Here is a 22,662-nt window from a genome sequence, read left to right as displayed (position 1 = left end):
GGGTCAGCGGGCGAAGAAGCCCGGCCTGGGAGTGCGCTCCTTGCGGCCGGAACGGACGGTGTCCAGGCCCTCGTACAGCCGCGCGTGCGTACGACGCGTGTCGTGAGCCAGGCCGGACACCTCCTGGGCCGTCTCGTGGAGCTTGCGCACTTCGCCAGCGGCACCACCGAGGGCGACGGCCACCTGGTTGGTCATCTCGATGAACTTGCGGTCCAGTTCGGCGTTGGCGATGTCGACGGCCAGGCCCTCCGCGCGCTGAGCGTTCATGCGCATCCCGCGCAGCAGCGTCTCCAGCTCGTTGCTGGCCAGTTCCATGGCCGTGCCCAGCGTCTTGAGCTTCTGCTGGACGGCCTTGTAGCGGTTGTCGCCGTCGGTGCGGGCGGCAGCGCCGCCGCCGGTGGTGGGCGCGAGGTCGCTCACGACGAACCCCCTTTCCTAGTCGTGGTGGGCGGCGGCGGAGGCGTGGGCCAGGCCCGCGTCATTCATGGCCTGGAGGTCCTCGCCGTAGACGCGGCCGACATAGATGGCAGTGATCCGGGCACCCTGCGAGGCGATCTCGCACTCGGTGGCGCACCGTTCGGCGAGCTGCTTCATGCGGGTCGCGGCGTCGGCCAGGTCCGTGATCTGGTCGACGACCTCGGTGGCGATGTTGTGGTCGCCGACCAGGTCGGTGGCCATGTCCCGCAGGGCGGCGGCGACCTTGCCGAGCGCGACGGCCAGTTCCTGGGCGCGGTCCTTGTCGAGGTCGGCGGCGATCGCGATGTTCACGATCTCCATCAGGAATTCGCTGAAGGTGATGTCGGTGCGATGTTTGGCCGCCATGCCGGCCTGGCCCGATGTGGGCTTCCTGGCCTCCGATGCCACGGGGTCCTCCTGTGCAGTGGGTCGGGTGGTGCCGGGACGCTGGGTGTGGGGCTCCGGGGCCCGCGGGAGGCTCGCCGTGCTCGTGACGGTGGCCCCGAAGGGGTCGGACGGGTCGTCCACGATGACCGCGTCCGTGATGTCCTCCTCAGCCGCTTCGGGCTTCGGTGACCGGGTCGGGCCACCGGGACGGTCCACCGTTACGTTGAGGTCCTCGGGCCGAAGCGTTGAGGGCTCCTCCGGCTTGGGCGGGGTGGTGTCCTTGCCGACCTTGATGAAGAAGTCCCTGAGCTTCTCCTTGAAGGAGCGGCCGTCGTCGCTGCCCGGCGGGCCCTTGACGTCGTCGGTCTTGGGGCCGTCGTCCGTCCCGGTGCTGTCCTTCGGGTTGTCACCGGAGCCGTCAGACGGCTTCTCTCCGGTCTTGCCGTCATCCGGCTCCTTGGTCGCGGAGCCGTCCTTCGGGCCGTCTGAGGACGACTCAGGGCCGTCCTTGGGCATCTTCTTGGTGGTGGCCTCGGAGTCCTTGTCACTGGTGGACTCCTTGCCCTTGCCGTCGTCCTTCGCGGCCTTGGCCTTCTCCGCTGCGCGGCGCTTGTCCCAGCGGCGTTGCGCTTCCTCCGCCACGGCCGCACCGAGGGTGGTGCGGTCTTCAGCGGCCTTGGCGGCCTCCCGCTTCGCTTTCCTCGCAGCCTTCCGCTCGGCTTTCGCCGCGCGGCGTTCCTCCCGTTCCGCCTGCCGGTTGGCGCGGTCCTGGTCGCGGTCCTTGCTGCGGTCGGCGAGGTTGGCGGCCTGGTCGGCGCTGCGCCGCTGGTGCCGGGCGGCCTGGCGGGCGGCGACGCGCTCCTGGTGACCGCGGGCCCGTTCAGCCCGGGGGCTGGAGGCCGGCGAGTTCTGCGTCCTGCTGCCGTCGCCCTTCGGGCCTCCCTTGCCGGGCCCGTGGCCGCCAGAGCCGTTCTTGCCGCCGGAGCCGCCTGAACTGCCCTTGCCTGTACCGGACTTGCCGGAGCCTCCAGAGCCGTTCTGGCGGCCTTTGGAACCCCCGGACGACTCATTGCCCTTCGAACCGCCCCCACGGCCGCCAGCAGAGCGGTCAGAGCCCTTCCCGGTGCCCTTGGGCGAGTTGCCGCCGCCGGAGCCACGCCCGGTGCCGCCGGACCCGTTCGTTCCCGAGCCCCGGCCGCCGCCGGTACCGCCCCGGCCTGAGCCGCCGGAGTTGCCGCCGCCTCCGCGTGAGCCACCCCCGGCGCCGGCCTTCGAGCGGCCGCCCTTGTCGGCGCCCATGCCGGAGCTGGAGGACCGCGCCGCATCGGCCTTGCCGCGCGCCGCCGCCTTGTCCGCCTTCGCCTTCATCTGCGCGGTGTGGAGCTTGGCATTCTGCTCCATCATCGCGGTTTCCTGAGCGGTGCGGGCCTCAATAAGCGCGGCTTTACGCGCTATCTCCGCCTCAACGAGCGGCGCTTCCCGGACATTCCGCTCGCGCGCAACCTCCAGCCGGTATTCCAGCCAGTCACCGAGCCGATCAGCGAGAGAACGAGGCTGGACGTATTCACCTTCCTCATATTCCCCGTCGCCAGAATCCGGCGCGTCAGGCATTCCCGTTTCCCGCAAAACGGTTTCCGGAGAAATAGGCCCACGAATAGGGGGAAGTTCCATTGTCGTCTCCGCCGGGGACTCCGGCGGAACGGGGCCACCCGAGCCGCTGCCGGGCGGTTCGGAATAGAAGAGTTCCCCGCCGTCGGGAGCGTCCGGCATTTCTCCGGAATCACTACCCCGGGTGGGGAGGCTGATCACGTTGCTGTCGGTGTCGTCGGACACGCGACCCCTCCTCCTGGGCTTGACAGTCGGCGCTGGCCTCGCGTACGCGCGTGCGCGCCACGCGCGGCACGCGTCACGCGCGGCACGCGTTGGGATCGTCGAAGGGCCGCCCCCCAGGATCGGAGACGGCCCTTCGTGACGAGATGCGAGGTGGCTAGCCGACGTGGCGGCTGTGGACGTTCTGCAGGGCGCGCACGACCTCACGGATGAACGTCAGGTCTCCGTCGCGGTAATTCTGTGTGCCCCTGATATTCACAACCCGGAGCCAGGCGTAGAAAGTGCCGAGGTCGTTACCGTGCTGAGCGATCATCTCTTGCTTGATTTTCCGCTCGTGTTCCGCACGGTTGAACGCCTTGCGCTCCGCTTTCGTGAGCGGGCGACCTGCACTCACGCCGACTCCCTGCGGTCCAGGTTGTAAATCGACGTGGGACCACCATAGCCCATATTCGGGCTCTGTGCACCCTGTCGCCCCGGGCTTTCCGGGGCAGCCTGGAGCGGCGGATTGTTCTTCCGCTCCTTGAGCTGTGCCTTTTCTTTTCGCTGCTTCTTGACCTCCTTCACCTTTTCGTCGTGGGCGTGGCGCTTATGGGCGCTCTTTTCGAGTCCCGAAGTGACTTTCTTGAGGTACTTGATGACGTCGTTCAGGGACTTTTCCACCGGGAAAGAGCGCAGTTGCGCCTGCTTCCACTTGTCGCCCTCCACACGTGTCTCGCGGCAGTGCACGCGGGTCTCGCGCTGGAGGACCTCCAGCTTGGCGGCCATGTCCAGCACGACCCGGTGGAAGTCCGCGAGGTAGTGCGCGTAGGCGGCGGGGTTCTGCGCGATCTCGCGCAGCGCCGCGTCCGGGTCGTCGAAGAAGGACTTGGTTTCGTCGGTGCTCACGGGGTCCTCCGCGGGGTCGGATCTGCTGTACTCGGGGGGCTGTTGACTGCTTCCGGCAGTCGCGGCGAGGGCCAGCCCGCTTCCTTCGGGCTGGCCCTCACTGGTGTGTGCCGGACGGTGGATCAGGTCAGGTACTTGTCCGCGTCCTCGGGGCGCAGCAGGCCGGCCTGGGAGAGCAGGCGCACCGCGCGGGGCTGGTTGACGGAGAGCTCGGTACGGACGCGCGAGACATTGACGAAGCCGTCGTCCTCGCGCGGCAGGGCCTGTACGGCGGGAAGCAGCTCGGTGTCCGTACGGGCGGGCATGGCCGTACCAGTACGCCCGGCGGCGGCCGGGGTGGTACGGGAACGACCGGTGACCGTACCAGTACGAGCGTGCGGAACACCGTCCGCCGGGGCCGTACGGGCGGTGACCGTACTAGTACGCGCTCCGCCCTCGTACACCGCCGCGCTCGTACGGCCGGAGTGCTCCTTGCTAGTACGCGCGGCCCCGTCGAAGGGGGCCTGTACGCCGCTTGTACGGTCGCTGTACGCGCTGGTCAAGCCAGCATTCGCCGTCGCCGGAGCGGCGTGGTGCGGGGCGCCGTGTACAGGCTCCGTACGAGCCGTGCCGTGGGCCGTACGAGCGGGCACCGTACCGGCTGACGCGCCGTACGAGTCCGTACCGGACGGGGTTGTACCGGCGTGCTGTGTACCAGCGGAACTGTCCGTACGGGCGGCCGTACTGGTACGTCCGTCCGTCCCGGGCGCCGTGTCCGTACCGCCGTGTCCGTCCGCACCGGCGTCGTGCATGAGCGAGTGGACGCGCCAGATGACGGCCACGAAGATCAGCACGACGAAGGTCGTCAGCGGCCACGGCGCCGACTGGCCCTCCTTGACGATGTGGGCCTGCTCGGACAGGTGGTACGTCACGTTCGCCGACGCCATCAGCAGCAGCGCCGCCGGGATGTCCCGCTTGGCGCGGAACGCGGTGACGCAGTACACGTCGATCGACACCGGCAGCAGCGGAGCGACGTACGGGTTGATCCCGACCATGGTCGCCAGCTCGTACTCGCCGGAGGCGGCGAGCCCGACGCCGGCGGCCAGCGCGATCCACGGCGCGGTCTTCCACGCCTTGCGCCCGAGCCGCTGCTGCCAGCCCCGGAACTTGGAGTTGGCCTTCTTGGCCTCCCGGGCCTCCTCCAGCATCCGGCGGGCGCTGGCCTGGGCCGCCTGCGCCCGCTCGATGGTGCCCTTGGCCTTCTTCTCCGCCTCGCCGGTGATGCGGGCGGCCTCCTTCTCCGCCGTCTCCCGCAGCTGGGCGGCGAAGGTCGTCGCCTCCCGGCGGAGCCGGTCGCGCTGTTCCTCCAGCGCCTTGCGCAGGCTGGCGAGGTCGGCGTCCAGGGCGGCGCGCTTGTCCGCCGCCTCCTTGTCGAACGCCTCGCCCATCGTGCGCAGCTGCTCGCGCAGTTCGGCGCGGGCCTGCTCCGCCTCTGCATGAGCGGCGGCGACCGCCGTCTCCGCCTCGCGCCGGCGGGAGTCGGCGGCGGCGACCGCGTCGGCGTAGAGCTTCTCGCCTTCCGCCCGGCGGGCGTCGTAGGCCGTCGCAGCGGAAGCAGCCAGCTCGCTGTAGCGCTCGTGGGCCTGGTCGACCTCGCGCTGGGCAGTGGCCCGCAGGTGGTCGGCCTGTTCCTGGGCACGGGCGATGATCGCGGCGGCCTCCGCACGGCGTGCCGTGACCAGTTCACCGATCTCCGCCAGGTCGGCCTCCGCCGTACGGCGCATCTCGGCAACCGCCGACCGGGCCGACTCGTGGTCCGCAGACGCCTGCTCGGTCAGCTGCGCAACCTGGGCACGCGCCTCGCTCAGGAGGCTTCCGGCACGGTCGCGGGCCTCGGACAGGAGCCGGTCGGCCTCGCCGCGCGCGGTCTCCACCGTCTCCTTGGCCTCCGTGTGCCGGGCGGTGGCCTCCTGGTCGGCGTCGGCGGTGATGTCCTCGGCACGCGTGCGGGCCTCGGACAGCATCGCCGTGATCTGCTCGTGGGCGGCGGTGACGGTACTCGCGGCCCGATCTTCGGCCTCCACTTGGAGGGCGTCGGCTTCCTCGCGAGCAAGGGCGACGATGTCGGCCGCCCGGTCCCGCAGATCCGCAGTGCGGTCGGCAGCGTCGACCATGTGCGGTGCGGCCTCGGGGTACACCGCCGTGGCGGCAGACTCGGGAGCGGTGGACTGGGTGGGGTCGGTCGTCGCCTTGGCGCCGCGCCCGCCGCGGGGCTTCGGGGTCGCCGCGGGCTGGCGTCGGCGGCGGGTGTTGGTGGCCACGGGGGTGTCCTCTCTTTCCGGCGCCTCGTGCAAGAGGCCACCGCGGTCGGCATCGGGTCGGTAGGGTCGTGACCAGGCCCTCCGGGGCCCCGGCAGCTGATATGCCGGGGGCTCGGAGGGCCGTTGTGCTGGTGCGGTCAGTACCGGGGGTCAGGCGGCCGCCGTTTCCTGGCCGGGCCCGTAGGTGCGGGCGAACTGGGCGCCGGCGGACAGCAGGGCGGTGATGTCCGCGTGGGTGCGGTGCTGCCGCTCCGACCAGGGCGTGGCGCGGGCTGAGTCGGACCCGGTGTGGGCCTGGATCACCCGGTCCAGGACGTAGCCCGCCACATAGGCGGTGTCCGTGTCGCCGTGGGCGCCGGCCTCGCCGACGTGACGCAGGGCGGTGCCCAGGGTCCGCTGCGGGTCGGTGCCGCTCTCGTCGCGGACGAAGCGGATCAGCGCCCGGAGCATCGCCTTGACCGTCATGGAGTCGTCGTCGGCGAGGTCCGCGCCGGCCGACCAGTCCTTGCTGTAGTCGTAGGCGCGGATCCAGCCGTCCTTGTCGAGCAGGGCGATGGTGGCCTCCAGATGGCGGGCCACGGCCTCGCCGGAGGACTCCTCGCCGGACGGGCCGATCCACAGCGGCTGGTAGGAGTCGGCGGCGAGTTCGGCCGCCTTGCTCAGCGTCACGTCGGAGAACACCGCAGCAGCGGGGGCGGTTGTCGTCTCGGGCATGCGAGCCTCATCTCAGGGTTCGTTGGGTCCGGGCTGTCCGGCTCCCCGTCACCGCCCGTCCCAGCCGCCAGGAGTTCGGCGGTCGGTGCGGGCGGATCAGGCAGCCGCCAGAACGGCGACCGTGTGCGGCTGTCAGGCGGGGTCGCCGTAGCGGCGGGCGAACTCGGCCGCGACGGTGAGGATCTGCAGCACCTGGTCGGCCGTGCGGTCCGGGTGGGCGTCCCAGGTCTCGTAGTAGGCGTACGGGGCACCGGTCGCGGCGCGGACCAGGAGCGCGATGATGTCGGCGACCAGAAGGCGGGTGTCCATGCTGCACAGGCGGCCGGTGTCGATGCGCTCCGCGTAGACGAGCGCGTTCCGCAGCGTGCGTCCGGAGGCCACAGCGGGGTTCCAGCCGGCGGTCCGCAGGATCTGCGCGGCGCTTTCCGCGTGCGCGGCGATCGCCTGTCCGGTCAGCGGCATCCCGCTGTCGCCCCAGGCCATCCAGCGACCGCCCGGCGCGAGCTGCCAGGCCCGCTCGATCCACGCGGTCACCGCCTCAGCGGTCAGTGTCGGCGTGGCCGCGGCGGCGAGATAGCTCTCCACGTCCCGGGCGAGCGCCAGGTCGCCGCGCTCCTCCAGCTGGCGGCTCAGAACAATGTCGTGAGCGAAACCGTTCAAGGTCGACTCCTCATCGTGTCGTGGTGCGGTGTCCAGTGGGCGGGTGCCGGTGGTCCGGACTGTCCGGCTCCCTGTCACCACCCGTACGGCCGCCAGGGGTTCGGCGGGCGTGCGGATCAGGCAGCCGTCAGGCCAGGGCCGCGACGGGACGGTGCGGGGCGATGACCCGGCCGTCGGGCAGCAGCTCGCCGGTGTCCTCGAAGAGCAGGACGGCATTGCACAGCAGGCTCCAGCCCTGCTCCGGGTGGCCGGCCACCACGGCGGCGGCCTCCCGGTCGGGGCTGTCGGCCGTCGGGCACGTCGGGGTGTGCGTGCACAGCGCCTCCGGCAGCCGGGTGCCGGAGGTGGTCGCCGTGGTGTCGAGCTGGGTGCTGCTACGCATGGGCTCTCCGTAAGTTGTCAGGCGGCCCGGGAGGGTCTCCCGGGATGGAGGCGTGCGGAAGGCCGGCTGCCCGTCCCGCGGGCTGCCGACCTGGTCGAACAGCGCGGTGCGGAAGCCCAGTTGGGTATCTGTCCCGCCGTGCGGTCAGCCTCGCCGCTCCTTCTGCTTGGCGAGGTAGGCGTCTTGGAGTCGGGAGAAGACCTCGTACGGTCGCTGCCCGGCGCGGCAGCCGGGGCCATCGGCGGTGCGTGGGTACAGGAGGCGGTGTGCGCCTGGTAGGCGCGGTGCGCCGCCTGGTAGCGCTGGTAAAGGTCGTCAGGCACGGGGCCGTCTCTCGCGGTGGTGGTGTCGGTGGACGGGGTGGAGGTCGGTGACGCGGTGCCCGGCGTCCCACGCGGCCGCGGCCGCCAGTGCGGCGGCCGCGAGCAGCAGACAGGTCAGCGGGTGCGTCGGCCCGACCGCAGCAGCGGCCCGGGCGGCGCGGTACTGCGCTGCCCGGGCCGCCTGTATGAGGTGCGGCATACGGTCAGCGGCAGCCGTCGCAGATGCCGCCATCCCAGTCGGGGAACCAACCGCCGCACTCCGAGCACTGCCCGCCGCCGCTCGCACACTGGTGCCGCCGCAGTAACGCGGCGATACGACGGAGCCTCATCCGGCCACCCCCGTACCGCCGCACGCGGTGCAACGCTCCCAGTTCTGGCGGGTCACACCGTCACTGCTGGTGTCGACCGTCCGGCCGCCGGCACCGCCGCAGGCACCGCACGGCTGCTGTGCCTGCACCGGCGGGACCGTCTCGGCGAGGCGGGCCCGCATCTCCGCCACGGTGCGCGGTGCGCGCCAGCCGGCGGGAATGCGGGCGTCCTGGCGGCGGACAACGTCCAGCAGGTGCGCGCCAAGCGAGCCCGCCAGGTCGCTGTCGTGGGGCCGGACCACCCGGTGGCGGGGAGCGCGGTGGGAGTTGATCGCGGCCAGCACTTTTGCGAACGCGTCGTCCGGCTCGAGGCCATCCGAGTCGTCGTCCTGGGTGATGTCGTCGATGGTCTCCTGCAGCCCCGCCCGGGCAACACGGACGGCGCTGGCGTACCGGATCCGGCCCGCGCCCGGGCCTGTCGTACCGGGCAGAGGGCGTGTCATGATCGTCGTGGTCACGGGACTCCTTTTCAGTTCCTGACCGGACAGCCCCGGAAGGTCAGAGTTCCGGGGCTGTCGCCTCTGACTGGCCGGACGGCCAGCCACGGCCCGTCTCCCGCCCCAAGCGCTCTGGCAGCGGGAGAGGGACCGTGGCGGATCGTCAGGCAGCGGCAGCGAAGCGGTCGCCGATCGGGCGGTGCGGAGCGATGACCCGGCCGTTGGGCAGCAGTTCGCCGGTGTCGTCGAAGACCAGGACGCCGTTGCACAGCAGCGCCCAGCCCTGCTCGGGGTGGTGGGCGATGATCTGCGCGGCCTCGCGGTCCGGGCTGTCCGCCGACGGGCACGGGGCCTGATGGCGGCACGCGGATGTGGTCATGGGATCAGTCCTTTTCGTTGAAGCGCGGGGTGGGACAGAGCGAGGGCCTCCGACGCTCTCCATCGCCAACGGCCCGCCATTGGCGGGCCGTTGGCGTCTGGGTGACGCGGGAAAATGCGGTGTGGTCAGCTCTGCTGTGAGCGCTGGCCAGCGGCCTTGGTGACGACGAAGCCTTCGCGCGTGAGGTGCACTGTGGGGACGTGACGGGTGGTGCGGTACAGGTCGGGGCGGGCGCTGCGCATCTGGTCCTGGGCGAGCCCTGATGTCCGGGCGGCGAGCTGGCGGCCCGCCTCGCATGGCGTGCCCGTCTTGCACGGTGCGCACGTGACGCGGTGCTGCTGCAGTGCCGCACGCAGCTGCCCGTACAGGGCAGGGACCTTGCTCTGGGTGATACGGCGGATCCGGATGCGCAGCTCGATCACCGTCACGCAGTGCCCGGACCGGCACTGTGCGCAGTCGTCTTGAAGGTGCTCGGCAAGCTGTTCACGGGGTCCCCGTGTGGCAGGGGTGATCTGGGTCGGTGCCGGCGCGTCCTGGGGGCGGGGCTTGCGGACCGGCTTGGTGGTGCGGCGGCCGGACGCGGTGGTCTCGGCCGCAAGCAGTTTCTCGGACCACTGCTCGGGGGCGATGTCCACCTCGATGCGCTGCGCGCTGCCGGGGCAGCGGCGGCCGTTGGACGGCTTGGACGACGTGGTGTCGTCGCGGTAGCGGCGGCCTTCGGGCTTCGGCTGCTCCACACCGTCGCGGTGCGGGTGGATCATCGACCGGGTCAGCCGGCGCCAGGTGTCGCAGTCGGGGCAGACGACGGAGATCTCGCCCTCGCGAAGGTTGAGGTTCTCGGGACGAAGGCTGCTGACCTTGATCGGGGTGCGGCCGTTGTGGCGCATCGAGTTGGCTCCCTGGGTAGCGATTGCGTTCTCCTTCAGCCAGGAGCCGGGCGGGGCCCGGACTTCCTGACCGGCGGGCAGCGCAATGGCTGCGGGCGGCTCACCTGGCTGTGCTCCGAGGGACCTCGTCGAACTCGTCACCCCGGCCGCGCTTAGAAGCGGCGGTCAGCCAGACATATGAAGTTGGTCGGGAGGGACCGTGGGTCCGGCTCCCTCATCCGGCGCCGCCCGCAGGGGCGGTTCCGGGTGGGGGAGCCGGGTCCGAAGACCCGGCGGGGAGGTTCAGGCCGCGAGCGGGGCCGACGCGGAGACCGGAGCGGCGGCAGTGGGGATCGGGCGGAGCATTTGCGCGCCGACGGACCGGGCCGCGCCCATCAGCTCCTCGCGGATCCACGCGGCGATCGACGGCTCCAGGGCCTCCAGCAGCCGCTCGCGGACCCGCTCGGCGATCGACGGGTCGGCCACGACGATGTCCCGCGCCGCGTCCCTGCGCGCCGCGAACTCGAAGCCGACCTCGTCCTGAGCCTTGGTGCGGCCGCCCCGCGGGCCGGCCGCGGCGTCGAAGCGGGCCAGCTCGCCCGAGGTCACGAACTCGTACATCTCCAGCGGCGTACCGAACACGACGTCCAGGTCGACCCCACCGAACTCCGGGAGCTCGACGTCCAGTTCGTCCAGCAGCGCGAGCGTCTCGGAGTCGAAGCGCTCGGTGGCGAGGCTGGCGGCGGGGCGGGAGATGGCGTTCATGGAGTGGTGCTCCTCTCGGATGTGCTGAGCTCGGGAGGCGTCCCGATGGCGAGTGGGCAGGGTGAAGCAGCACCCCTTCGGCGCCCCCGCCCTCACCTCGTTAGCGAGGTTCGGTGCGTCGGATCCCAGTAGACCGGCCCTCGTTAGCGATGTCAAGAAGTACGTTAACGAGGTACGCTTTCCGGCGGCTCCCTCACACACATGGGCGCCCTTGCCGGTTCCTCGATAGCCAGCGGCCGTAGGATCGCTAACGAGGTAGGGAGACGAATGGCGAGTGACATGGACGAACAGCGGCCCAAGTACCAGCGGATTGCCGACGGCCTGAAGGCGGCGATCGAGTCCGGCGAGTACGGTCCCGGCGATCGGCTGCCGGGTGAGAGCGCGCTTGCCGCCCAATACCAGGTCGCTGCGCTTACCGCCCGGCAGGCGCTGAAGATCCTGCGGGTCGAGGGCCTGGTGGAGACGAAGAAGGGAGCCGGCGCTCGGGTCATCGAGTTCCGCCCGATCCGACGTCACGGCATCCAGCGACTCGCACGCGAGCAGTGGGGCGCAGGCAAGTCCATTTGGTCCGCTGACGAGGAACGCCCCGTCACGATCGACGTCCGCGTGGACACCGTGGCCGCGCCACCGCACATCGCCCGGATGCTGGACGTGGACGAGGATGAGCTCGTCTGCGCTCGGTCCCGACGCTTCGTGCTGGGCGACAGACCAGTCATGCTCGCGACCTCGTACCTGCCTCTCGGCCTGGCCGAAGGCACAGCAATCATGCGCGTGGACACCGGCGAAGGCGGCACATACGCCCGGCTCACTGAGATCGGGCACGCGCCCGCTCACTTCCGTGAAGAGATCCGATGCCGGCTGCCCGTCGCTGGGGAGGCCGAAGGGCTGGCCATGCCCCTGGAGCGTCCCGTCATCAAGCTGTGCCGCACGGCCTTCGACGCTGAGCTTGAGGCCGTCGAAGTGAACGAGATGACCATGGACAGCGCGGCCTACGTGCTGGAGTACGCGTTCGATGCCTGAGCGCCCCAACTCACCCATCTCGAGCCCCCTCATGACTGGTCGTCTTGTGGGGGCCATCACACTCGCGAGCGCCGAAACGCAACATCACAAAGCCTTGTCGAAGCTCGTGCACACCCGTGTTCACGGGTTTTCAACATCTACGTACACATGGGATTTGCGGGCCTGGCTCTAGGCTCGCGGCCATGACGATCACGGAGGGTCACAGGGTGGGGAAGCACCGAGCGGGCTGGCGTCCGGACAAGCTGCGCGAACAGCGCGAGGCCCACGGGCTGACCCTGGAAAAGGCTGGCGAACGCCTCCGTCAGGTCGCTGAGCAGGCCAAACTCAAGGGCATCCCCGCCGCGAATCCGCAGACTCTCTGGCAGCACGAGCAGGGCGAGGTCTATCCCGGCCCCCACTACCGACGTGCTTATTGCCTCCTGTACCGGGCCACCGAGCCCGACTTGGGCTTCCGCACCGCCCTGCCTGGTGAGGAGACGTCCTTCAAGCTCACGCCCATGGACGATCGTCTCAACGGCTCGCACGTCTTGGCGGTTGAGCGAGCCATTCATCGCATCGCGCCGGGCGCTGAGGACGCTGGGCACTTCGCTCTGCAGCAGCGGATCATCGACGCGTGGAAGCGTCGGCACACCGGCGGCGACCCGCACCGTCCAGTCCTGATCCTGGTGGGCGGGTTCGCAGGTTCTGGGAAAACGGAGCTCGCTCGGTTCTTCGTTCAGCTCACTGGCTGGCCGCTGCTTGACAAGGACCCGCTGACCAGGCCGCTCGTGGAGCGTCTTCTGGTGGCGTTGGGCGGCGACCCGAACGACAGACACACGGAGCTGTATCGGGAGCGTGTCCGGTCTGTCGAGTACGACTGCCTCATGCAGTCGGCCATGGCCAACATCAAGTGCGGGATCAGCACGGTACTCTCGGCGCCGTTCATCTCGGAGCTGACCGACCCGGACTGGATGCGGCGCCTGTCCAACCGGGCCGCCGCCCTGGGCGTCGACGTCTTCCCCGTGTGGGTGCGGTGCGATGAGGAGTCGATGCGCGAGTACATCACCTTCCGGTCCGCCGCCCGCGACGCGTGGAAGCTCCAGCGGTGGGACGAGTACATGGCCACCATCGACCTGGACCTGCGCCCGGCGGTGCCGCACCTGGTCGTCGACAACAGGCTGGGGACCGCGGTGACGCTCGCGGACCAGGCCCGGCAAGCGCTGGGGGCGATGTACACGTGACCGGCCGTCCCGGTGTGGTCCTGTATGGCCCACCAGCATCAGGCAAGGACACTGTCACTGCAGCGCTCGCCGAACTGCGCCCGCAGTACCACCAGTTCGCGCGGCTCAAGGTGGGGACAGGCAAGTCGGTCGGCTACCGCATGGGCACGGCGGAGCAGTTGCGTGAGCTGGAGGCCGCAGGCGGCGTCGTCTACGCGAACCGCCGGTACGGCAACAGGTACATCATCGACGCGCCCGGTCTGGACGCGGCGTTCGCGGCGGGGGTGCCGGTGGTGCACCTCGGGCAGGTCGACGGCATCCGGGCCTTGGTCGACGGCTATCCAGCGGACTGGTCTGTGGTGCTGCTGTGGTGCCCGCGCGAGGCGACTGCGGAGCGGTCAGCCGGCCGGGGCGACAGCGACACCGCGGCGCGGCTGGCGGCGTGGGACGCGACCCAGGAGGACCTGGACGCGTACCCGGGCCTGGCCTGGGATCTGAAGGTGGACACCACGACAGAGTCTCCGCAGGACGCGGCGCGGCTCATCGACCATCTGCTGGTGCAGCGGGCGGGAGCAGCGACGGCATGAGCGCGGGCTACGGTTGGGCGAGTTGGTCCAGGGCGTCGGTGAGCGTGAGTTCGCCGTTGTCCTTGGCGTCGTTCCACCGTGCCAGCACGCCCGCCGTCGCGCGCAGCACGTCGGGCGGCAGCCCTGCCGCGGCAAGCATGTCCGCCGCGTCCTCCAGCTCCGGCCCCCACCGCCAGGCTTTCGCCGCCGCCTCGGTCAGGTACTTCGTGGCTTCAGCGACGTACGCATGCCGTTCCGAGGCGAGGTCGATCAGCTCCTGGTCGACCTCGTGCTCGCGGGCTGCGGCGATCGCCAGAGCTACGAGGGCCCGCGTACTTTTCTGGACGGTTGCGTACGCCAGTTTGAGCGCGGACGCCTGGCCCACCGCGGCGCCCAGCACCCTCGTACGGACGGCGGTGCCGACGAAGAGGCCCTCGATCCGTGCGGTTGCGGCTGCCGGGCCAGAGAGGTACAGGGTCGGTGTCTTGCCGCGTATGGGCGGGGATCCGACGACGCCTCCGTCCACAACGGTCGCGCTCGGTTCGAGCAGTTCGGCAATCCGCTGCGCCCGCTGGGGGCTGATGGCGTTCGCCTCCACGTACACCCCGAAGCGGTGCCCAGAGGCGGCAACGTCGCGGGCCAGGTCTTCGGCAGCGGCCGGCGGGCAGAGGCTGATGACGATGTCGCTGCGGTCCAGCAGCTCGGACAGCGTGGCTACTCGTGTCAGTCCGCACTTGGCGGCGCGATCTGCGGACGCGGAGCTGCGCCCGGCCGCGCACCACAGGACCGAGGCCGCGTTGGTCGCGGCGCAGGCGGCAATGGCGGCGCCCATGCTGCCGGGGTGGAGGATGCCGACGGTCGGTTGGTCCACAGTGCTACTCCCAGGTCTCGTTGAGCAGGATGGTGATGGCGTCGGTGACGTCGTCAACGACGCGGTGAGCGGCGAGAAGCCCGTCGGGCCAGGGGCGTCCGCACAGCCAGATGGTGCGCAGGCCGGCCTGGTGGCCGCCGCCGATGTCTCCGGTCGGGTTGTCGCCGACCATCCAGCCGCCGTCCGCGAGGCTGACGCCGCACCGGGTGGCCCCGAGTTCGAAGAGGCGCCGGTCCGGCTTGCGGATCTCCAGGCCGCCCGAGACAGCGACGCCGTCGACCAGGGCGGCGAGGCCAGTCCCGGCGAGTTTGGCGCGCTGGATGTCGCCGGCCCCGTTGGTGATGGCACCGATCGTCCATGCGGCAGCGCGCAGGCGGGCCAGGCCCTCGAGGCGGCAGGCGACGGCGGCCGCCATGAGGTCGACGTACTCCTGCCACGAGTCCGCAGCCCACGCCTCCAGGCCGAAGGCTTCCCGCAGCCGGGCGAAGTCGTCGGCGGTCGCGCCGTCGGCCAGCTCGGTGCGCGGCCACTGCTCGGCACCTGGGGAGAGCGCGCGGGAGCGGCACAGGCAAGTCAGCGCGTCGCTGAGCGCCGACTGCCGGTCGGCAAGCGGGCCGTCCAGATCGAAAAACGCGAGGTGAGCCACGTGCACGGACCCTATCGGGTCCCGTGCGGCACGCGGCTCACGGTGACGGCCACTCCCGGGCGGGGATCGCATCGTGTATCTTTCAGGAAACCATCGATCTTGAAAGGCTGCGCCGTGACCGACCCGGACCGCTTGAAGCGGGTCGACGCCCTACTGGACGACGTCCTGCCGCTGCCGCCTGTACGCGCGAAGCTCCGCCTCGCGGCCGGCCTCACGCAGCAGGAAGTTGCGGAGGCCGTGGGCGTGAAGCGCCTCGCCGTAGCCCGTTGGGAGCTGGGGCAGACCCATCCCCGACGCCCGCACCGAGCGGTATACATGCACCTGCTCACCCGGCTTGCGGAGCGCTATCCCGAGGCCGCGAAGCCAGATGAGGGCAGCGCGACGCCGTCCTCCGAAGGGGGATCGGGATGACCTAGTGGCCATCGGCCGCGCGCGCCAAGAAGCGGACTTACCACCCGCTGGCCTCGCGCGGCCCGTCTACCGACCGGAATAACCACCCGCGTCGGCCGCTCAGATCCCGGGTTCCAGCCGGTCCTGAGCCGCGGCTCACCGAGCCGCACATTTCCCATCGGCCCCTTAACCAGGGCCACTGCACCACCGGCCACTAACCACGGCCACCACAGCTGTAGCAGTACCGATCCGCATTACCCGCGGGCCCCCACCACAGGGGCTTCGCGGTTCAGCAGGACCGGGAGGGGAGGAGAAATCTCCCCCCGCCCGATCGGTGTCCGCCCACTTCTCGCGAAGGGGGCTTACCCGACACATCCACACATCTGGCCAGGTCCAGCCCGGAGGGGCTCGGGTCGGTCCAGCTATATGGAAGGTAGGTCGCTCTCATAGTGCACGAGGTCCAGGCGTCCTGTCAGCTTGACCCTGTCCGTTTCACCCCGGTTCGGGCTCGGCGATCTTCCCGTGTGACGGGATCGACGTCCTGTTTGAGCGGATATATGTGGTTCGTACCGGAAGTTAGATTTCCGGTAGGAAGCTACAAGAGCAGCGGTTTGGGAGCGGCCTCAAAGGTCTTGGTCGCGGTATCCACCGCCCCGCTCATGCACCCCCTCTCGGAGATCATCGACAACTCCGCCGACGACGTCTTCGAAGGGGTCGTCCCGTGTGACGGGACGGGTTCCAAGATTGTTGTTCGCCGTGCGGGAGCGCCGGGAGTAATCCGGGCTCAGCGGGCTCTGTCCACAGGCCGTCTCGTGCAGGGTCGTCTGGTGGATCAAGAAACATGCATTCTGCCTGCTGAGGGAGGTGTCCGCTTTGGCGTGTACACCGGCCCGATGACAACACAGATGGCTCCGGCTCTCGGCTCAGTCGGCGGTGGTCTCCAACGGTGTGTCCGCTTTCTTCTCGACGAACGTCCAGTGGTTGTTCGTACCGGTTCCAGGTGGGACGGTCATCCACAGGGAGCCGTCGTCGGCGATGAGGAGCGCTCCCCGCGCGTGGAGAGTGTGCAGGTGCTCTCGGGCCTCTTCTGGTGTGATTCCCATGGTCTGGGCGAGGTCGGTCGCAAGGTCTGTCCGGACAACGATCTGATCGAGCTGGCGCGCGGCCATGACTGGGACGCGCGGCCCGTAGGTCTTGCGGTACTCCAGCACGAATCGCATGCCGAGAGCGGCCTCGGAGTCCGGCCCGAAGGTGTCGTTGACCTTGTTCATCACCTCTTCATCCGTGCCGTTCGGCGTGTCCCACTCTCGGTAGTGGATGCCTGGCGGTTTGATGTCGTAGAGGGGCCGTGGACGTGCCGGTTTTACCGGGCGGGGGCCGATGCGTTGTGCTGCTGCGGCTCGGCGGGCGGCTTCGCTGGCTCGGCGGGCGGCGGGGTTCTTCTTGGCTGCCATGTCCCGCACAACGATCGGTTCGGCAGCAGGTTCCCGTTCACCCCGGTGTGCTGCGTGGACGGGGGTGTGTCCCTGTGATGTCGAGGGCGGCGCTCGTCGCAATGCAAACGGACCCCGTCGACGACTCCGTGAACGGCTCTGCAGTCCTTCCGCGGCAGCGGGCCGCGCTGCGCTCGGTGCCGACCTTCGGGCAGCAGCCGGGTGACGGCGGCCCGGACGACCCGCTGCGCCTCGGTCGGACGATGCGGCTGCGGCTGCGCAACGCGGTCCAGGCGCTGCTGGCGGACCCGGCGATCGCCGGGCAGAAGGACGTGGCGAAGCTGGCGGCCGTGGTGCTGTACGCGAAGTCGCGGGCGCCGCAGGGCCGCGAGGATGACAACCGGTCGTCGATCTGGGGCGCTGAGCTTGGCCGGTGGCTGGGAGTGAAGGAGTCCACGGTCCACCACAAGGTGCTGCCTCCGTTGCGCGGCTCGGACGGGCTGCACACGAAGGTGGTGAGGGACGCGAAGGGGCACCCGACCGGGCTGGACTGCCTGGTCATGCCGCTGTGGAACGCCCGCAAGAGTGGCGGCGCCGCGCACCCGTTGGCGCTGTCGAAGGCGGAGCTGGCGACGTTGCTGCGCCTGATCGAGGCGCTGTTCGGGCCGGGCTGGACGCCGAAGGACAAGGAGCCGACGCCCCCGGGGCTGCTGGCCGGCCGTACGGGCAGGGGTGCGGCGACCGACCGGCTCGGGCTGCTGTTGATGGTGCTCAGCACCCGGGCGTCAGGCTGGCTGCAGCTGTGTGGCGGATCGGTGAAGAAGCGCGAGGGACGCGGGGCGGCGACGCTGGCCCGGCTGCTGGGCTGCTCGCCGTCCGGGGCGCGGAAGGTCCTGGCCCGGTTGACGAAGGACGGTGTGGTCTCCCGGGGGCGGAAGGCGACGGCGACGCGGATGAACGGCCGCGGTCGGGTCATGCTGCTGCCGGTCGCCCGCGCGTACGGCCGCACCCTGGCCCCTGTGGAGGCTGTTTCGGGGTCCGGGACGGTGCTTTCGGCGCGTCCCGATGGTGCGTGCGGAGATCATGCTCCGGCCAGTGCCTCCGGTGCCCTTGGTACGTCTGGGATCAGTGATGCTGAGGGCCCCGGGGATGCCGAGGATCAGGAGCGTCCCGATGGTGCAGAGCTCCACGCAGACCACGCTTCTGTGGTTACTCCCGTAGTTCCTCCGCAGCTTGATTGTGGTTTTTCCGGCGAAGGCCGTGGGGCTGAAGGCCGTCGGCCGGAGCGCGCGTGCGCGGGCGAGGACCAGGCCGCCGACGGCGAGAGCGCCGTTGCCGGGGTCGGGTCGCCGGTGGCAGAGGGCGGCCCGCTCCGCGGGGAACAGCCGAAGGAGTCCCCGGTCGATGAGCGGGTGGAGCAGCGCGCTGCCCGGGCTGGTGCCGGTGGCCGGCCGAAGGCCGTGGGTGGTGGAAAGCCGCAGCAGCGGCGGAGGGTGGGCCTTCCGGCTGATCTTCGTCTGCGGGTGGCGCTGGGGCCGGTGGCGTGGCTGTGGGAGCAGCTGAACGGGTGGCAGCAGGACCAGGTGGAAGCGGCTGCGAAGGCGGAGCTGGCACAGCTGGCGGGCCTGGGTGTGGCGCCGGAGGGTGCGCCGCGGCTGCTGACCGACCGGCTCACCGACCGCCTGGAGGAGACCGGCGGCGAGGCGATGGTCACCGGCCCGTACGGGTGGCTGATCCGGCGGGGCCTGGTCCAGCGGCCGTCCTGCTCGGACCGGCGCTGCGACGACGGGATCCGGCTGGACACCGGGACCGGATGCGAGAACTGCCAGAACGCGATCCACCTCCGCCGGGCCCGGCGTGCCCGGATCGGCGCGGACATCGACCGGGAGCTTCCCGGCCTGGCCGACGGCGAGCGGCGGCGCGTCCTCGAGGAGCGGATGCGCGAGCACGCTGCTGCCGAGGCGGAGGACTTCGTGTGGCGCCGGGAGCAGGTCCGCGAGCAGCAGGCCCGCCGGGATGCGGCCCGCGCGGTGGCGGCGGAGCGGGCGGAGGCCGAACGCGCGGCCGCGGCCGCCGCCGACGCGGTGCGCCAGGCCCTGCCGTGCGAGGACTGCGGACAGCAGCGGGTGGCCGGGCTGTGCGAGGCATGCGGCTACCGGCGCCGGACCGAGGCCCTGGTCGTGGAGGCCGGGCTGGTCGCCGCGACCTGGGCGGCCGACCTGACCGACGCGGCCGACGTCGCCGCCGTCACCGACCACGTCCGCAAGTCGCTGGCGGCCGACATCGCGAAGGCTCAGGGCAAGTTCATGGCGATTGTGGAGCCCGGCGAGCTGGACGCGGACCCGGCCGGCGCGGCATCCGTGCTCGCCTTCGCCGCGCTCCAGGCGGTGGAGCAGGCACTGCCGGAGTACCGCAGCAGCGTGCTGGGGCGGCTGGGGCGGAGTGAGGAAGCCGAAGCCGAAGCACGCCGGGCGTACGCGACCGAGCAGAACCGCCGCTGGTTCCGGGCCAATCCGAACGGCGCGGACGCGGTTGCCGCCGCGACGAAGGCCGCCGACACCGCCAGGGAACGCACCGCCCAGCACCTGCTCACGACGCGGATCGAGCAGCTCCGCAAGCAGGTACTGGGCGGCTTGCAGGCGGCCGGGGCCGCGCCGTGGGCGAAGCGGCTGCCGCAGCTGGCTGCCCGCCCCCTGGACAGCGACGGCACCGGGCCGGTGGCAGGACCGGCCGATGTCGACGCTGCTGGCCCCAACTACTAAGTTCCAAACGGAGGTTCGAATTTTGAGATTACGGAAAGCGATCGAATGTGTGCTGATACCGACAACCGGGCCCCGGTGCCCCGGCAGGGACGGCATCGTTAGGCAGCACGCCGTGACCGCCTCGTGGAACGCGGCCGCGTGTATGACGGCAGGAGGAGACCGGTGAGCGACCGCAGCACCATCGAATGGACCGAGGCGACCTGGAACCCGACCACCGGCTGCGACCGTGTCTCCCCCGGCTGCGACAACTGCTACGCCCTCACCCTGGCGAAGCGTCTGAAGGCCATGGGCGCGGCGAAATACCAGGCCGACGGTGACCCGCGGACCTCGGGGCCCGGGTTCGGGCTGACGCTGCATCCGGACACGCTGCGCGTGCCGTACGGGTGGAAGAGCCCGCGGACCGTGTTCGTGAATTCCATGAGCGACCTGTTCCACGCACGGGTGCCGCTCGACTACGTACGGCAGGTCTTCGATGTGATCGCGCAGACGCCGCAGCACACCTACCAGGTGCTCACCAAGCGGGCCCGGCGCCTGCGGCACGTCGCCGACCGGCTGGAGTGGCCAGCGAACCTGTGGATGGGCGTCTCGGTGGAGAGTGCAAAGGAACTGCCGCGCGTCGACGACCTGCGGCAGGCGCCGGCGCAGGTGAAGTTCCTGTCGTGCGAGCCGCTGCTGGGGCCGCTGGACGGTCTGGAGCTGACCGGAATCGACTGGGTCATCGCGGGCGGCGAGTCCGGGCCCGGGCACCGGCCGCTGGAGCAGGAGTGGGTGACGCAGATCCGCGACGCCTGCCAGGACGCCGGCGTCGCGTTCTTCTTCAAGCAGTGGGGCGGCCGCACCCCGAAAGCCGGAGGCCGCCTGCTGGAGGGCCGGACCTGGGACCAGATGCCGCTGCCGGTAGCGGCCTGACGGCTGTTCGTTGTGGCCGGGCGCCTGACCGGGCCCGGCCACACGTCACGCCGTGAGGTTCCCTGGGGAGAGGGTGATCTCCCGGGTCCTCTTCACGCCCACCCCGTTGCTGGGCGTGACGCCCTGCTCATGCAGAAGCCGTACCGCCTGGCGTACCACCGGCTCGGTGACCTGCCCGTAGAAGGACCCGAAAACCTCCAGTGTGTGGTCGACGAGCCTGACCGGTCGCCGGGTCCGGGCGAGGAGCTTCGCCAGGTTCCCGGCGATCTGAGGTATGGCCTTGGCCTCGACCTCCTTCGGGTCCGGGCGTGTCACCGATGCCTCGGAGAACAGCGCATCGTCGTCCTCACGCTCCTCCAGCGTCTCCCACCACGTGGCCCGGGCACGGGCGACGGTGTCGCCGAACACCCACAGGCCATACTGGCTGCGGGTCGCGAACACCAGCCGGTACACGGCCCGCTGGCGAGGCGAGTGCGACACCGGCACCGACTGCACGAGCATCCCGGTGCGCCGCTCCAGACGGCGGGCGTACTCGGCCGCCACCGCCTCGATCGCGTCCTCGGCCGCGCCGTCCTTGTCGCGGGAGGCCACCGCGTCGGCGAAGTACTCCCGCCACCAGGTCCCGCCGCACACGTCATCGAACCGCTGCAGCGACTTCTCGTTGCCTTTCGGGGAGCAGACGTGGCCGCCCAGGCGCCACACGGCCATCATGCTGAAGTTCATCAGCAGCTCGGTTGCCGGCCGCTTCTGAGGGCGCTTGCGCGCGAGGACGTCGACGAGACGGTCCTGTGGCAGGACCAGCCCGCACGGGTCCAGAAAGAGGAACAGCGGCTCCCGGACGGCGCGCTCGACGACCTGGTCGAGAACACCGTCGACCTCACCACGATGGGCGTGCGCCCGTACGCCTCGCGCCAGGTAGTGCTGGACGACCTGGCGTAACCGGTCGAACGACTTCGCCTGGGGCTCGGAGAAGAAGCACTCCAATGTCAGCCCGGGCCTGCTGCGCAGGTATGAGGCGACCCTCAGTGCGATCTCAGCTGACGCCGGATCGCCGTTCTCGTAGCGGCCTTCGCCCGCGTACCCGTCGAGATACACCACGCGCTTGTCATGAGACTGCGTGCCCGTCATCCCGCCGAACTGCGGCAGATACCGCTTGAGGAGATCGTGCTTGAACACACTGGGCAGCGCCTTGTCTGCCCAATAGTCCCCGCCCGTACTCGACGACATCGCCACCCCCACCATCGGCCGTATCCGTCTGATCACAGATGGTGAAGCACTGAAGGGAACCCGGGCAAGAGCATCACGGGACAGGCCGCAGGCATGGAGCGGTGCTGCCCTCACGCGGAGCAACACACCGCTGGGGCACGCCCCCAGACACATCATCGTCTACTGCCGGCGAACGGCTCGCGCCCGTAGCGGCCGGAGGGCAGGGTGTACGGCACTTCGCACCGGTAGGTCTGCCCGGCGCGGACATCCCTCGTCCGCACCTCTCCAGCCTGCCCGCTCCGGGCCTGTGGCGCAGGCCCGGGGCTCGCTTCGTGCGGCCAGGTGCCGCTGGCGTCCCGGCCGTCCGGTCATGCACGGTCCAATGCCCTGCGTCCCCGCTCGACGGCTTTCTGGACGCCGGACCGGGTGAGGCCGGCGGTCACCTGCTCGGCGAGCTGCTCGTAGGTGAGGCGCCGTCCGTCCGGGTCCGGGGCGTTGAGGAGGGCCAGCGCCTTGTCCCGTTCGGTCTGCAAGGCGGCGGCGACGGCCTGGTGGTGGACCTGGGCGGCGGTCGCGCGGTGGTAGCGCTCCAGCGGGTCGGTGATGTCGGCGAGGTGGCCGTCGACGTCGGCGGCGACGTCGGCGGGCTCGGCCTCGTAGCCGGTGGTGGGTGTGGTCATCAGGGCCTCCCGCTAGAGTGCGGCATCGAGCACCTCGCCACCGCGCTGTACGTCAGGACCGACGACCTGTTGAAGGCGTCCTCGCATCTGGCTCCCTGGCGTCCGGCCACCGGGATCGCTCCGGCGTCCCCCGGTCGGCTGCACTGCGCGACACGGCCTGAGCAGACCAGAACCCCCTGTCACTGGTGGTTGTCACGGCGTAGCGTGCGGGTACATGTTGGTACGCCG

General features: G+C 70.6%; 24 protein-coding genes and 1 pseudogene. 7 read left to right on the top strand and 18 right to left on the bottom strand.

All coding sequences use genetic code 11. The annotated features are described in order from the left end of the window. Window positions 1-3 precede the first annotated feature (3 nt). The 13 genes from ACWEKM_RS24830 to ACWEKM_RS24770 form a co-directional block, all read right to left on the bottom strand. A complete protein-coding gene (locus ACWEKM_RS24830; protein ID WP_451623410.1) occupies window positions 4-420 on the bottom strand; it encodes a conjugal transfer protein TraB in 417 nt (138 codons plus the stop codon). Between the two features lie 15 nt (window positions 421-435). Continuing rightward, on the bottom strand, window positions 436-2,247 hold the full coding sequence (locus ACWEKM_RS24825; protein ID WP_451623409.1) for an ATP/GTP-binding protein: 1,812 nt from the start codon (window positions 2,245-2,247) through the stop codon (window positions 436-438). A 583-nt stretch (window positions 2,248-2,830) separates the two neighbouring features. Further along, a complete protein-coding gene (locus ACWEKM_RS24820) occupies window positions 2,831-3,067 on the bottom strand; it encodes a hypothetical protein (protein ID WP_451623408.1) in 237 nt (78 codons plus the stop codon). Beyond that, a complete protein-coding gene (locus ACWEKM_RS24815) occupies window positions 3,064-3,558 on the bottom strand; it encodes a hypothetical protein (protein ID WP_451623407.1) in 495 nt (164 codons plus the stop codon). Before ACWEKM_RS24815 ends, ACWEKM_RS24820 begins: the two co-directional genes overlap by 4 nt. Before the next feature lie 122 nt (window positions 3,559-3,680). Then, entirely contained in the window at window positions 3,681-5,858 is a 2,178-nt protein-coding gene (locus ACWEKM_RS24810; protein ID WP_451623406.1) for a hypothetical protein, read from the bottom strand. Between the two features lie 150 nt (window positions 5,859-6,008). Then, window positions 6,009-6,572, bottom strand: a complete 564-nt coding sequence (locus ACWEKM_RS24805) for a DUF6197 family protein (RefSeq protein WP_451623405.1) — start codon at window positions 6,570-6,572, stop codon at window positions 6,009-6,011. 132 nt (window positions 6,573-6,704) lie between these two features. Next, window positions 6,705-7,232 carry a DUF6197 family protein gene (locus ACWEKM_RS24800; RefSeq protein WP_451623404.1) on the bottom strand — a complete coding sequence of 176 codons (528 nt, stop codon included), beginning with the start codon at window positions 7,230-7,232 and terminating at the stop codon, window positions 6,705-6,707. Between the two features lie 127 nt (window positions 7,233-7,359). After that, window positions 7,360-7,551, bottom strand: coding sequence for a DUF5999 family protein (locus ACWEKM_RS24795; protein ID WP_451623422.1), 192 nt, complete (start codon window positions 7,549-7,551; stop codon window positions 7,360-7,362). Between the two features lie 378 nt (window positions 7,552-7,929). Further along, window positions 7,930-8,136, bottom strand: coding sequence for a hypothetical protein (locus ACWEKM_RS24790; RefSeq protein ID WP_451623403.1), 207 nt, complete (start codon window positions 8,134-8,136; stop codon window positions 7,930-7,932). A gap of 126 nt (window positions 8,137-8,262) precedes the next feature. Continuing rightward, window positions 8,263-8,763 (bottom strand): hypothetical protein, encoded by a 501-nt coding sequence (locus tag ACWEKM_RS24785; RefSeq protein ID WP_451623402.1) that lies wholly within the window; start codon window positions 8,761-8,763, stop codon window positions 8,263-8,265. Window positions 8,764-8,905: 142 nt separating this feature from the next. Then, window positions 8,906-9,121 (bottom strand): DUF5999 family protein, encoded by a 216-nt coding sequence (locus ACWEKM_RS24780; protein ID WP_451623401.1) that lies wholly within the window; start codon window positions 9,119-9,121, stop codon window positions 8,906-8,908. A gap of 125 nt (window positions 9,122-9,246) precedes the next feature. Then, window positions 9,247-10,008, bottom strand: a complete 762-nt coding sequence (locus tag ACWEKM_RS24775) for a hypothetical protein (RefSeq protein WP_451623400.1) — start codon at window positions 10,006-10,008, stop codon at window positions 9,247-9,249. Between the two features lie 282 nt (window positions 10,009-10,290). Beyond that, on the bottom strand, window positions 10,291-10,752 hold the full coding sequence (locus ACWEKM_RS24770; RefSeq protein ID WP_451623399.1) for a hypothetical protein: 462 nt from the start codon (window positions 10,750-10,752) through the stop codon (window positions 10,291-10,293). A gap of 267 nt (window positions 10,753-11,019) precedes the next feature. Here ACWEKM_RS24770 and ACWEKM_RS24765 point away from each other — a divergent pair, with 267 nt between their 5' ends. From ACWEKM_RS24765 to ACWEKM_RS24755, 3 genes are all read left to right on the top strand, one after another. After that, on the top strand, window positions 11,020-11,772 hold the full coding sequence (locus ACWEKM_RS24765) for a GntR family transcriptional regulator (RefSeq protein WP_451623398.1): 753 nt from the start codon (window positions 11,020-11,022) through the stop codon (window positions 11,770-11,772). A gap of 182 nt (window positions 11,773-11,954) precedes the next feature. Continuing rightward, complete coding sequence (locus tag ACWEKM_RS24760) at window positions 11,955-12,992, top strand: AAA family ATPase (protein WP_451623397.1); 1,038 nt, start codon at window positions 11,955-11,957, stop codon at window positions 12,990-12,992. Next, window positions 12,989-13,558, top strand: a complete 570-nt coding sequence (locus tag ACWEKM_RS24755; protein ID WP_451623396.1) for a phosphotransferase-like protein — start codon at window positions 12,989-12,991, stop codon at window positions 13,556-13,558. Before ACWEKM_RS24760 ends, ACWEKM_RS24755 begins: the two co-directional genes overlap by 4 nt. Window positions 13,559-13,565: 7 nt before the next feature. Here ACWEKM_RS24755 and ACWEKM_RS24750 read toward each other — a convergent pair whose 3' ends face one another. Both ACWEKM_RS24750 and ACWEKM_RS24745 read right to left on the bottom strand, forming a co-directional pair. Beyond that, window positions 13,566-14,408: a DUF1932 domain-containing protein gene (locus ACWEKM_RS24750; RefSeq protein WP_451623395.1), complete on the bottom strand. Its 843-nt coding sequence runs from the start codon at window positions 14,406-14,408 to the stop codon at window positions 13,566-13,568. Between the two features lie 4 nt (window positions 14,409-14,412). Further along, window positions 14,413-15,054, bottom strand: a complete 642-nt coding sequence (locus tag ACWEKM_RS24745) for an HAD family hydrolase (RefSeq protein ID WP_451623394.1) — start codon at window positions 15,052-15,054, stop codon at window positions 14,413-14,415. Window positions 15,055-15,168: 114 nt separating this feature from the next. Here ACWEKM_RS24745 and ACWEKM_RS24740 point away from each other — a divergent pair, with 114 nt between their 5' ends. After that, window positions 15,169-15,465: a helix-turn-helix transcriptional regulator gene (locus ACWEKM_RS24740; RefSeq protein WP_451623393.1), complete on the top strand. Its 297-nt coding sequence runs from the start codon at window positions 15,169-15,171 to the stop codon at window positions 15,463-15,465. Window positions 15,466-16,367: 902 nt separating this feature from the next. Here the strand turns inward: ACWEKM_RS24740 and ACWEKM_RS24735 are convergent. Beyond that, complete coding sequence (locus tag ACWEKM_RS24735) at window positions 16,368-16,898, bottom strand: hypothetical protein (RefSeq protein ID WP_451623392.1); 531 nt, start codon at window positions 16,896-16,898, stop codon at window positions 16,368-16,370. Window positions 16,899-16,999: 101 nt separating this feature from the next. On the opposite strand from ACWEKM_RS24735, the gene ACWEKM_RS24730 reads away from it, so the two are divergent. Further along, entirely contained in the window at window positions 17,000-19,639 is a 2,640-nt protein-coding gene (locus ACWEKM_RS24730; protein WP_451623391.1) for a hypothetical protein, read from the top strand. 162 nt (window positions 19,640-19,801) lie between these two features. Then, a complete protein-coding gene (locus tag ACWEKM_RS24725; protein WP_451623390.1) occupies window positions 19,802-20,548 on the top strand; it encodes a DUF5131 family protein in 747 nt (248 codons plus the stop codon). A gap of 45 nt (window positions 20,549-20,593) precedes the next feature. On the opposite strand, the gene tcmP is transcribed toward ACWEKM_RS24725, so the two are convergent. Together tcmP and ACWEKM_RS24715 are read right to left on the bottom strand one after the other, a co-directional pair. Continuing rightward, on the bottom strand, window positions 20,594-21,775 hold the full coding sequence (gene tcmP / locus ACWEKM_RS24720) for a three-Cys-motif partner protein TcmP (protein WP_451623389.1): 1,182 nt from the start codon (window positions 21,773-21,775) through the stop codon (window positions 20,594-20,596). Between the two features lie 347 nt (window positions 21,776-22,122). Further along, window positions 22,123-22,434: a hypothetical protein gene (locus ACWEKM_RS24715; RefSeq protein ID WP_451623388.1), complete on the bottom strand. Its 312-nt coding sequence runs from the start codon at window positions 22,432-22,434 to the stop codon at window positions 22,123-22,125. A gap of 24 nt (window positions 22,435-22,458) precedes the next feature. Here ACWEKM_RS24715 and ACWEKM_RS24710 point away from each other — a divergent pair. Continuing rightward, window positions 22,459-22,557: pseudogene (locus ACWEKM_RS24710) on the top strand (IS982 family transposase); the annotation flags it as partial. Window positions 22,558-22,662: the final 105 nt, after the last annotated feature.

This window comes from Streptomyces sp. NPDC004752 (assembly GCF_053601275.1).
Note: the sequence above shows the minus strand (reverse complement) of the source record. Positions and strands in the feature narration are given on the sequence as shown.